Origin of the sequence: Thauera sp. 27 (genome assembly GCF_000310125.2) — a bacterium.
Lineage (GTDB): Bacteria > Pseudomonadota > Gammaproteobacteria > Burkholderiales > Rhodocyclaceae > Thauera > Thauera mechernichensis.
Genome location: NZ_AMXB01000010.1, coordinates 128,132 through 137,995, shown reverse-complemented (window position 1 = coordinate 137,995; position 9,864 = coordinate 128,132). Strand labels below are relative to the sequence as shown.

12 protein-coding genes are annotated in these 9,864 nt (G+C 65.6%); 2 read left to right on the top strand and 10 right to left on the bottom strand.

Going from position 1 to position 9,864, the window contains the following annotated elements:
• Positions 1-1,398: DNA primase (gene dnaG, locus B447_RS07605; RefSeq protein ID WP_002938329.1), on the bottom strand; the 1,398-nt coding region annotated here is incomplete at its 3' end.
• Between the two features lie 136 nt (positions 1,399-1,534).
• Complete coding sequence (gene rpsU, locus B447_RS07600) at positions 1,535-1,747, bottom strand: 30S ribosomal protein S21 (protein ID WP_002924646.1); 213 nt, start codon at positions 1,745-1,747, stop codon at positions 1,535-1,537.
• A gap of 135 nt (positions 1,748-1,882) precedes the next feature.
• Between rpsU and tsaD the strand changes: the two genes are divergently transcribed.
• On the top strand, positions 1,883-2,917 hold the full coding sequence (gene tsaD / locus B447_RS07595; protein ID WP_002938328.1) for a tRNA (adenosine(37)-N6)-threonylcarbamoyltransferase complex transferase subunit TsaD: 1,035 nt from the start codon (positions 1,883-1,885) through the stop codon (positions 2,915-2,917).
• A 29-nt stretch (positions 2,918-2,946) separates the two neighbouring features.
• On the opposite strand, the gene plsY is transcribed toward tsaD, so the two are convergent.
• Entirely contained in the window at positions 2,947-3,558 is a 612-nt protein-coding gene (gene plsY / locus B447_RS07590; protein WP_198291757.1) for a glycerol-3-phosphate 1-O-acyltransferase PlsY, read from the bottom strand.
• Positions 3,559-3,708: 150 nt separating this feature from the next.
• Between plsY and B447_RS07585 the strand changes: the two genes are divergently transcribed.
• Complete coding sequence (locus tag B447_RS07585; protein WP_002938326.1) at positions 3,709-4,083, top strand: dihydroneopterin aldolase; 375 nt, start codon at positions 3,709-3,711, stop codon at positions 4,081-4,083.
• 217 nt (positions 4,084-4,300) lie between these two features.
• Here the strand turns inward: B447_RS07585 and B447_RS07580 are convergent, their stop codons facing one another.
• The 7 genes from B447_RS07580 to B447_RS07550 all read right to left on the bottom strand — a co-directional run bounded on the left by B447_RS07580 (position 4,301) and on the right by B447_RS07550 (position 9,862).
• Positions 4,301-4,663, bottom strand: a complete 363-nt coding sequence (locus B447_RS07580) for an H-NS histone family protein (protein ID WP_002924637.1) — start codon at positions 4,661-4,663, stop codon at positions 4,301-4,303.
• Positions 4,664-4,859: 196 nt separating this feature from the next.
• Positions 4,860-5,348, bottom strand: a complete 489-nt coding sequence (gene ybaK / locus B447_RS07575) for a Cys-tRNA(Pro) deacylase (RefSeq protein WP_002938325.1) — start codon at positions 5,346-5,348, stop codon at positions 4,860-4,862.
• Between the two features lie 75 nt (positions 5,349-5,423).
• Positions 5,424-6,353 (bottom strand): site-specific tyrosine recombinase XerD, encoded by a 930-nt coding sequence (gene xerD, locus B447_RS07570; protein ID WP_002924631.1) that lies wholly within the window; start codon positions 6,351-6,353, stop codon positions 5,424-5,426.
• Positions 6,350-6,856 carry a methylated-DNA--[protein]-cysteine S-methyltransferase gene (locus B447_RS07565; protein ID WP_002938324.1) on the bottom strand — a complete coding sequence of 169 codons (507 nt, stop codon included), beginning with the start codon at positions 6,854-6,856 and terminating at the stop codon, positions 6,350-6,352. The genes xerD and B447_RS07565 overlap by 4 nt, the downstream gene beginning before the upstream one ends.
• Positions 6,857-6,888: 32 nt before the next feature.
• The gene (locus tag B447_RS07560; protein ID WP_002938323.1) at positions 6,889-8,166 is read right to left on the bottom strand and encodes a glutamate-5-semialdehyde dehydrogenase; all 1,278 of its coding nucleotides are present in this window, start codon (positions 8,164-8,166) and stop codon (positions 6,889-6,891) included.
• Between the two features lie 99 nt (positions 8,167-8,265).
• Entirely contained in the window at positions 8,266-9,276 is a 1,011-nt protein-coding gene (holA, locus tag B447_RS07555; protein WP_002938322.1) for a DNA polymerase III subunit delta, read from the bottom strand.
• Between the two features lie 25 nt (positions 9,277-9,301).
• Positions 9,302-9,862 (bottom strand): LPS-assembly lipoprotein LptE, encoded by a 561-nt coding sequence (locus B447_RS07550; RefSeq protein ID WP_002938319.1) that lies wholly within the window; start codon positions 9,860-9,862, stop codon positions 9,302-9,304.
• Positions 9,863-9,864 lie beyond the last annotated feature (2 nt).

Genomic DNA, 9,864 nt, shown 5'->3' with positions numbered 1-9,864 from the left:
CAGATGAGCGGGCTGCGGGTTGCGGCGCGGGCGCGGCGGTGCAGCGCTCGGCTCGTCAGGCGAGGCGGTGGTCGATGCCTGGGGGGCTGCGTCGGGTGTGGCGCGTCGGCGCGGCGTGCGCGCCGCCAGTTCGCCCAGCGCCAGTTCGACCTCGGCCTGGGTCAGTCCGCTTGTTTCCGCCACCGACTTCACGACCTGCAGGCGCAGCAGCGGGGCTCCGATCCGGTTCACCAGCGGGGCGGACTCGTGCACGAAGGCGGCCCGCCCCTCGGCGGTGTCGAGTGGGTGGCGGCCGGCAAGCTCCTGGATCAGGAAACTTGCCAGTGGCGTGGCCGCGGTCGCAGCGGCGCGGAAGCTGTCTGCGCCATGGGCGCGCACGAAGGAGTCCGGGTCGTGCTCGGCTGGCAGGAACAGGAAGGCAAGGGTGGCGTCGTCGCGCAGTGATTCGAGCGCGTTCTCCAATGCACGCCAGGCTGCACGACGGCCTGCGGCGTCGCCATCGAAGCAGAATACGACACGGTCGGTCTGGCGGAGCAGGGTGTGGATGTGCTGCGGCGTGGTTGCCGTACCAAGCGTGGCGACCGCGTTCTCGATGCCGTACTGGGCCAGGGCGACGACGTCCATGTAGCCCTCGACCACCACGGCGAAGCCAGTGTCGCGGATGGCCTTTTGTGCGAGGAAGAAGCCGTAGAGTTCGCGGCCCTTCTCGAACAGCGGCGTTTCCGGCGAGTTCAGGTACTTGGGCTCGCCCTTGTCGAGCACGCGCCCGCCAAATGCGATGATGCGCCCACGGCGGTCGTGGATCGGGAAGATGATGCGACCGCGAAAGCGGTCATATCGCCGCCCCTGGTCGTTGTCGATGACGAGTCCGGCATCGGCAAGGGTCTTGGCGTCGTAGTCGGGGAAGATCTTCTGCAGTGCCTGCCATTCGTCGGGTGCGTAGCCCAGGCCGAAGCGTGCGGCAACCTCGCCCGACAGGCCTCGGCGCTTCAGGTAGTCGACCGCGTTGCGCGCAGGCTTGAGCTGGTCGCGGTAGAAACGTGCGGCCAGTGCTACGGCTTCGTACAGGCGCTCGCTGGCGTCGTCATGGGTGCTAGCGTTGCGGCCGTCGTCGGGTACCTGCAGGCCAACCTGGCTGGCGAGCTCCTTGACTGCATCGACGAAGCCGAGCCCGCTGTATTCCATCAGGAAGCCGATGGCGCTGCCGTGCACGCCGCAGCCGAAACAGTGATAGAACTGCTTGGAGGGGCTGACCGAGAACGAGGCGGATTTTTCGCCGTGAAAAGGGCAGCAGGCGAAGTAGTTCGCGCCGCTCTTCTTGAGCGGCAGGTAGCGCTCGATGACGTCGACGATGTCGATGCGAGACAGCAGTTCCTGGACGAAGGACTGGGGGATCATCGAGCGTAGGCGCCTGTCCGTGCAGGCCTGGCCGGGTGGCCGTGTCGCGACGGACGTGAAAAAGCACTACGCCGGGCGAGGATCGGACGATCTTCGGCCGGCGTGCATGCAACCCGCAGGGCGGGTGCGAGACGAATCAGTACAGCTTCGGCGGCAGCGTCTGGCTGCGCAGGCGCTTGTGATTGCGCTTCACTGCGGCGGCCAGCTTGCGCTTGCGCTCGGCGGTGGGCTTCTCGTAGAACTCGCGCGAGCGCAGTTCGGTCAGCACACCGGTCTTCTCGATGGTGCGCTTGAAGCGGCGGATCGCAACTTCAAACGGCTCGTTTTCCTTGACGCGGATACCGGGCATTGCGGACTTCCTTGGGTGTCTGGTGGGCAGAAAGACCGCGAATATAACTGACTCGGGACGTTGTCGCAAGGGGCATTTTTCGATCGGCTGTCGACTGCGGTTAGAATGCCGGCCTGGAACCCTGAGGTGCAAGACATGAAAGTGCTCGGTATCGAGACCTCCTGCGACGAGACCGGTGTGGCGATCTACGACACCGAGGCGGGCCTGCTGTCGCATTGCCTGCACTCGCAGATCGACCTTCACGCGGCCTATGGTGGCGTCGTGCCCGAGCTCGCCTCGCGCGATCACATCCGGCGCTTGCCCTTGCTGATGAAGGAGGTCGTGAGGCAGGCCGGGCTGGGGCTCGGTGATATCGACGCCGTGGCTTATACCGCAGGGCCCGGATTGGCCGGGGCGCTGCTGGTCGGTGCCAGCGTGGCGGAGTCGTTTGCGCTCGCGCGCGGGATTCCCGCCTTGCCGGTGCATCACCTCGAAGGGCATCTGCTGTCGCCGCTGTTGTCGGCCGATCCGCCGGCCTTTCCATTCGTCGCTCTGCTGGTGTCGGGCGGGCATACCCAGCTCATGCGCGTGCGCGGGGTGGGTGACTACGCCTTGCTGGGGGAGTCGGTCGATGACGCCGCGGGCGAGGCCTTCGACAAGACTGCAAAATTGCTTGGTCTGGGCTATCCGGGCGGGCCGCAGCTTGCTGCGCTCGCCGCGCAGGGGCAGTCAGGGCGTTTTCGTTTGCCGCGCCCGATGCTGCATTCGGGCGATCTGGATTTCAGCTTCAGCGGATTGAAGACGGCCGTGCTCAATGTCGTCCAGGGGGCTGACTGGCAGCCGGCTTACATGGCGGATCTGGCTGCCGACTTCCAGTTGGCTGTGGTGGAGGTCCTGTGCGCGAAGTCGATCGCAGCGCTCAAGAAGGTCGGACTCAAGACGCTGGTCGTGGCTGGTGGGGTCGGTGCCAACCGTTGCCTGCGTGAGACGCTCGACGCCGCGCTCGCCCGGCGCGGCGGGCGGGTTCATTACCCCGAGCCGGCGCTATGTACCGACAATGGCGCGATGATTGCGTTTGCCGGTGCGATGCGCCTGGCTGCGGGTGAGCGCGGAGCGGTTGCCCGCGCGGTGAAGATTCGTCCGCGCTGGCCGTTGGTCGAACTGGCGCCGCCGAATATGTCTGCCGCCTGAGCAGGGTCTTGCGGTTGCGGCAATGGTGTTCAGTTTGCGTTGCCCGCGTCCTTTTTTTTGCCGCCGATGCGGCCTTCGGTACCCGCGCGCAGGCGGGCGATGTTTTCCTTGTGACGCCAGATGAGCATCGCCGACATTGCCGCCAGCACCCCCGTCGCCATGCCTGGTCCGACGAAATGCAGGCTGGCCAGCGGCGCCGCGATTGCGGCCGCGAGTGCCGCGGCCGAGGAGTAGCGCGTCGTGTAGGCGATCATCAGCCAGATGATGGCACTGAAGATGGCAATCCGGGCGTCAACGCCGGCCAGTACGCCGAGCGCAGTGGCGACGCCTTTGCCGCCATTGAAGCGCAGGAAGATCGTAAACACATGGCCGAGAAAGGCCGCGAGCCCGGCAAGGGCAGCTTCGCCCGGCTCAAAGCCAAGCCGCATCGCCAGCCATACCGCAAACCAGCCTTTAAGGCTGTCTCCGAGCAGCGTCAGTGCGGCCGCAGCCTTGTTGCCGCTGCGTAGCACGTTGGTGGCTCCTGGATTGCCCGAGCCATACTGGCGAGGATCCTGCAGGCCGAATAGCTTGCTGGTGACGATGGCAAACGGGATCGAACCGAGCAGGTAGGCTGCGACGATCAGCAACAGGAGCGACATCATGATTCCTCGGGTGGGCGACGACAGGGCGCCCGCTTTGCTGGGGGGGATGAGCGCCGCGTGGGCGCTTCGGGGCGGCAAATGCGATGCGGTCCGGCCGTCCGACATGGGGGCAGGCTAGAATTGCAGGGATTCTAAACGGGAAGCAGCATGGATTTCATCTTCATCGAAGAGTTGCGCGTCAAGGCCTGGGTCGGGATCTACGAGCGCGAGAAGACAGGGCCTCAGATTGTCGAGCTCAATCTTACTTTCGGCGTTCCGGAGGCCGCGACGGCGCATGATGACATTGCCGACACGATTGATTATGCGGTTGTCACTGCCCGTATCCGGCAGGAGCTCGCGGAGCGTCATTTCAATCTTATTGAGAGCCTCGGTGAGTTCATCGTGAATCTGCTGTTCGACGAGTTTCGCGCTCCCTGGGTCAAGCTCAAACTGGCCAAGATCGGGGTGATGAAGGACGTGAGGCGCGTCGGGGTGTTCATTCAGCGCAGCCGCGATGGCGTCGTCGTGCCGCCGACCGCCTGAATCTTCAGCAATGTCCTGATTCGCCGCCGAGCGGCAATGGCGTCATTGCATGGCGGCTATTGAAGGGCGCTGTTGATGGTGCCCGGATATGAGCGCTGAGTGAACGCAGTGCATGGCCTGCATGAAAATGCCGTAATGGCCTGGATGTGTTGACCAGGCGATCACGGCATTCTTCAGATTGACGCTTGCGGCCTGTGCCGCTTGAACTGGAGAAGCGTCAGGCGGCGAGCTCTTCAAGCGGCTTGCCTTGGGCGATCCAGTCAAGGGCCCATTGCGGCTTGCGCCCGCGCCCGCTCCACCCTTGTTCCGGGTTGGCAGGATTGCGGTACTTGACCACGGGAGCTGGCTTGGCCTTCTTGGCCGTGCCGCGTGCCGCGCGCTTGGCTGCCGGTTTGGTTTCGGCGGCGGGGGCAGGAGCAGCTTCGAGCAGATCACCCAGCGTCAGGCCTTCGTCTGCTGCCATTTTCTGCATGCGCTTGAGCAAGGTGCGGCGCGTCGTATCGCTGCGGCGACGGATTTCGGCCTCGATCTTTGCTTGGAGTTTGCGCAGCTCGGGCAGGGTGTAGGTGGATAGGTCCATGAGGTCTCCGGATATGTTCGATGGTGAATCGAGGCCCTTGAATTGAGCGCTGAGAAATACTGGCGCTCAGTTCTGGCTGTGCTTCATTGAGTGATTCACGTGCAATTCGAATTGTGCCATTTACCGAAGCGAATTGAAATTGCCAACATGGGATTGCTTGAGGGATTTCACAACGTTGTCGACTGGGTCAATCCGCTCAGTTTGCAACCTGCACCAGCATCGGCTTGAGCACGCGCAACAGGTCGTGCGGATGAATGCCAACGAGGAAGCCGCGGCGTCCGCCATTGATATAGACGAGCGGTAGATCGAGAATGGTGCGTTCCATGTAAATGGGCATTGTCTTGCGAGTACCGAATGGCGACGTACCGCCGACGAGAAAACCCGTGTGTCGGTTGGCGGTTTCGGGTTTGCAGGTTTCGACATGCTTGCATGGAATCTGGCGCGCGAGTTCCTTGGTGGATACCTTGCGATCGCCATGCATCAGTACGATCAGCGGTTGGGCGTTTTCATCCTCCATGACGAGGGTTTTCACCACTGCATGTTCGCTCACATTGAGTTCACGCGAGGATACGGCGGTCCCGCCGTGCTCTTCGTATTCGTAAAGGTGGCTCGAGAACGCGATGCCGTGCTGGCGCAGGAACCGGGTTGCCGGCGTCTCGGGTGCGCGGGTGTCTGGTTTATGCATGGTCGGACTCGTCTGCTCGGGATCGGGTTGCAAATATTTGCGCTGTTACGCTGATTGTATTCCGCAGGGCCTTGCTCAGGCACGTGGGTGATGTTTTGAATGCAATTGCTTCAGGCGCTCCCGTGCGACGTGTGTGTAGATCTGCGTCGTCGAAATGTCGGCGTGCCCGAGCAATAGCTGCACCACACGCAGGTCGGCGCCGTGGTTGAGCAGGTGCGTTGCGAAGGCATGGCGTAGGGTATGCGGTGAGATTCGCTCGCTCGGAATGCCTGCATGCACGGCGTACTGCTTGATGATTCGCCAGAACATCTGGCGCGTCATTCCGCTACCGAGGCGTGTCACGAAGACCTCGTCGCAACTGCGTCCGGCAAGAAGTGCTGGCCGTGCTTCGAGCAGGTAGCGCCGGAGCCAGTCTGCGGCAAGCTCGCCCATCGGCACCAGGCGTTCCTTGCTGCCCTTGCCCATGATGCGCAGCACGCCGTCATTGAGGCCGACTGCGAAGACCTTGAGTCCAACCAGTTCCGACACGCGCAGGCCCGCAGCGTAGAGCACCTCGAGCATGCAGCGGTCGCGCACGCCCTGCGGATTGCCGTCGTCGGGCGCCGCAAGCAGGGCTTCAACCTGGGCTTCGCTCAAGGTCCGTGGAAAGCGTTCGGCGGCCAGTGGCGAGTCGAGCAGCAGGGTGGGATCCTCGGCGATCTCCCGGTTGATGAGCAGCATCCGGTAATAGCGCCGGCAGGATGCCAGCAGCCTGCGCTGGCTGGCAGGGCGGGCACCACGGCTGAACTCGCCGATGTAGGCGGTGAGTTCGGGCGGGCCGGCTGCGGGAAGGCGCTGGCCACGGACTTCGAGCCAGGCGGCGAAGCGAGCGAGGTCGCTGCGATAACCGGCAAGCGTGTTGGCGGCAAGGCCGTGTTCGAGCCACAGCGCGTCGACGAAGCGGTCGAGTTCGCGTCGGTGCTCGGGCAGCAGGCCGGCTTCTACCGCCGGTGTGCGCCCGCTCACCGGGCGCCTTCGAATGCGAGCAGCCAGCGTTTGACATCGAGCAGCCAGCCACCGCGGGCGTTTGCGAATCCACCCAGCCCGGTGGCCGAGGTCACGCGGTGACAGGGCACGACGAGTGGGAAGGGGTTGGCGCCGCAGGCCTGGCCGACCGCCCGCGGGGCGCTGCCGAGGCGGGCGGCAAGCTCACCATAGCTGCGGGTCTGGCCGCGTGGGATCGCGCTGATCTCTGCCCATACGCGGCGGCGAAAGGGCGTCCCTTGGTCGGCCAGGGGGACCGGGAAGGGGAGCTCGGGGTCGTCGATCCAGGCTCGTAGCGCGTGTGCTGCGGCGCCTGCGATCGCTGTTCGTGGCGTCACGAGGGCGGTGCCGGGGGGCAGGAACACCAGTTCGCGCACGGCGCCGTCATCACAGCGGATGCCGAAGGGGCCGAAGGGCAGGGCGATGACGGCATCCAGGTCGGCGGCAAGGTCCTGCGCCCCCGCCTCGAACGTGAGCTTCACCATTGTCCCTGCGTGCTCGGCCACGGCGCAGTTGCTCAGCGCCGGATCTCGCCGTCGCCGAACACGATCCACTTCTGGCTTGTCAGGCCCTCGAGACCTACCGGGCCGCGGGCGTGGATCTTGTCGGTGGAGATGCCGATCTCCGCACCCAGCCCGTACTCGAAGCCATCGGCGAAGCGCGTGGAGGCATTGACCATCACGGACGACGAGTCCACCTCGCGCAGGAAGCGCATTGCGTGGCTGTAGTTCTCGGTAACGATGGCCTCGGTATGGCCGGAGCTGTAGGTATTGATGTGTGCGATCGCCGCCTCCAGTCCGTCGACCACTTTCACCGCGATGATCGGGGCGAGGTATTCCTCGCGCCAGTCGGCTTCGGTGGCGGCGACGAGCTTGCCGGCATCGACGCCCGCTTCCGTCAGCAGGGCGAGCGACTCGGCGCAGCAGCGCATCTCGACGCCCTTGGCTGCGAGCATGCGGCCGATTTCCGGCAGGTAGATGTCGGCGACGTCGCGCGCGACGAGCAGGGACTCGGCGGTATTGCAGGTGCCGTAGCGCTGGGTCTTGGCGTTTTCCACGATCGGCACGACCTTGGCGGGGTCGGCCTCGTCGTCGATATAGACATGGCAGTTGCCGTCGAGGTGCTTGATCACCGGCACGCGGGCGTCCCTGGCAATGCGCTCGATCAGGCCTTTGCCGCCGCGCGGAACGATCACGTCGACGAACTCGGGCATCGCGATGAGCGCGCCCACAGCCTCACGGTCGGTGGTTTCCACCACCTGTACCGCGTGCTCGGGCAGGCCGGCCTGGATGAGGCCCGCACGCACGCAGGCTGCGATGGCGCGGTTGGCGTTGATAGCTTCCTTGCCGCCACGCAGGATCGCCGCGTTGCCCGACTTCAGGCACAGCGCAGCAGCGTCCGCGGTGACGTTGGGGCGGGCCTCGTAGATGATTCCGATGACGCCCAGGGGGACCCGCATCTTGCCGAGCTGGATGCCCGAGGGGCGACGCTTGATGTCGGTCATCTCGCCCACCGGGTCGGCCAGGGCGGCGACCTGCTCGAGGCCGACTGCCATGGCTTCGACGCCCTTGTCGTTCAGGGTCAGGCGATCGATCAGTGCCGGCTCCAGACCAGCGACGCGTGCCTCGGCGAGGTCTTGTGCGTTGGCGGCCAGGAGTTCGGCGCGACGGGCGCGGATCTCGGCGGCCATCGCCAGCAGGGCGGCGTTCTTGGCTTCAGTGGAGGCGGCGGCGAGCACGCGCGAAGCGGCGCGGGCCTGGCGGCCCAGAGTCTGCATGTAGTGCTGGATATCCATTTGGGGCTCTTCGTCGGCGATGGTTGCGGCAATGTCGGTTGCCGCAGGGCAAGCGCGCATTAAAGCACCGAATGGCGCGCGCATGAACCCCGGCGGGACTCAGTGTCGACCCGCGAGGCGCAGTGCAAGCTGGAGGAATTCGTCCCACACGTCGCCGCTGGCGAGGCCCTTGATCATGCGGTCGATACGAGCGGCATGCATCAGCGCAGCGCGCAGCCCACCCTGGCTGAGGCGACCCAGCGCCCGGCCCAGGGCCTGCTGGCGGCGAGGTTCGAAGATGCGCTCGGCCTTGAATACGGCGGGCAGCGCCTGGCCGGTGTCGCGTGCGGCGCACAGGCTGGCGAGGGTGCGCGTCTCGTTGGCGAGTGCCCACAGCACCAGCGGCGCTGCGGCGCCTTCGCCCTTGAGCCCTTCGAGCAGCCGGGCGCAGCGTGCCGGATCACCCTCGACCACTGCCAGACGCAGCTTGTCGATGTCGTAGCGGGCGACGTTCAGCACCGCGTCCTGCACTTGCTCCAGGCTCAGGCTGCCTGCACCGTGCAGCAGACCGAGCTTGAGGATCTCCTGATGGGCCGCGAGCAGGTTGCCTTCGACATGCTCTGCAATGAAGGCCAGCGCCTCGGGGGTTGCCGACTGCTGCTGCGCAGCGAGCCGGTGGCCGACCCATTCTGGCAGGCGTTCGCGCTCGGGGGCGTTGAGCTCCAGCGTGGCTGCCGATTCGGAGAGGGCCTTGAACCAGGCCGTCTTGCGTGTCGCCCAGTCGACTTCGGGCAGGGTGATCAGGGTAAGGGTTTGGGCGGGCAGATCGGCCACGTAGCGCTGCAGGGCGTCGCCACCCTCGCGCCCCGGCTTGCCGGTAGGAATGCGCAGGTCGATCAGCTTGGCGCCCCCGAACAACGACATGTTGCCGGCGGCAAGGGTCAGTGCATCCCACCTGAAGCCCTGGCCGACAACGAGTGTTTCGCGCTCGTCGTAGCCTTGCGTGCGCGCCGCGGCGCGGATCGCATCGGCGGCTTCGATGACCAGAAGGGGCTCGTTGCCGTGCAGCAGCCAGAGCGGCGCGAGCGGCTTGGCGAGACTGGCGGCGAGCTGGTCGGGCCGGATGTTCACGCGCGACGCGCCTCGTTCGGGCGCTTCAGCCTGCCGGGTTGGCGGCAGCCAGGCGGCGCATGAGCTGCTGCAGGAGGTCGGCCTGCATGTCCCGATAAAGCAGCGCCTCCTCCTGCTCCTTGCCCAGGGCCTGCGAGTCGTCGAACGTGTATTCGCGGCGCGCCGACAGGGTGGTCGGCGGTACCAGGGTGCGGCCTTCGCGGTCGATCATCTGGAAGCGCAGGCTTTGCGTGAGCTGGTATTCACGGACCTTGCCGGCCCCGGTCAGGCTGAGGATCTCGCGGCCGCGGTTGTTTGCAAGGATCTGCAGCCGCGCCGACGCCTGTTCGGCGTCGTCTACGACGGTGGTGGTGCCAGTCGTGGCGATGAGGCGACGCAACTGGGCGCCAAGCTCGGTTTGCGCCGGCGCATTGACATGCAGCGTCGACACGCCGAGCGCTTGAGGCCCACGCAAGCGGAATCCGCAGCCGGATGCTGCAAGTGCGACGATGCCGCAGGCGCCCAGCAGCAGACTGCGGCGCTTGTGCGCGCAGTGCTGGGCGTTCGCCTGAGGGGCAGTGGCTGCTGCTGGGCGGCGGATCTGCATGG

What these genes read in the sequence shown, in the direction of transcription:
- B447_RS07565 (WP_002938324.1), bottom strand. Translation starts at nt 6,856, where the DNA reads ATGGTGAAGCTCACGTTCGAGGCGGGGGCGCAGGACCTTGCCGCCGAC.
- tsaD (WP_002938328.1), top strand. Translation starts at nt 1,883, where the DNA reads ATGAAAGTGCTCGGTATCGAGACCTCCTGCGACGAGACCGGTGTGGCG.
- B447_RS07580 (WP_002924637.1), bottom strand. Translation starts at nt 4,663, where the DNA reads ATGGACCTATCCACCTACACCCTGCCCGAGCTGCGCAAACTCCAAGCA.
- B447_RS07550 (WP_002938319.1), bottom strand. Translation starts at nt 9,862, where the DNA reads ATGCAGATCCGCCGCCCAGCAGCAGCCACTGCCCCTCAGGCGAACGCC.
- ybaK (WP_002938325.1), bottom strand. Translation starts at nt 5,348, where the DNA reads ATGCATAAACCAGACACCCGCGCACCCGAGACGCCGGCAACCCGGTTC.
- plsY (WP_198291757.1), bottom strand. Translation starts at nt 3,558, where the DNA reads ATGTCGCTCCTGTTGCTGATCGTCGCAGCCTACCTGCTCGGTTCGATC.
- B447_RS07585 (WP_002938326.1), top strand. Translation starts at nt 3,709, where the DNA reads ATGGATTTCATCTTCATCGAAGAGTTGCGCGTCAAGGCCTGGGTCGGG.
- B447_RS07560 (WP_002938323.1), bottom strand. Translation starts at nt 8,166, where the DNA reads ATGGATATCCAGCACTACATGCAGACTCTGGGCCGCCAGGCCCGCGCC.
- rpsU (WP_002924646.1), bottom strand. Translation starts at nt 1,747, where the DNA reads ATGCCCGGTATCCGCGTCAAGGAAAACGAGCCGTTTGAAGTTGCGATC.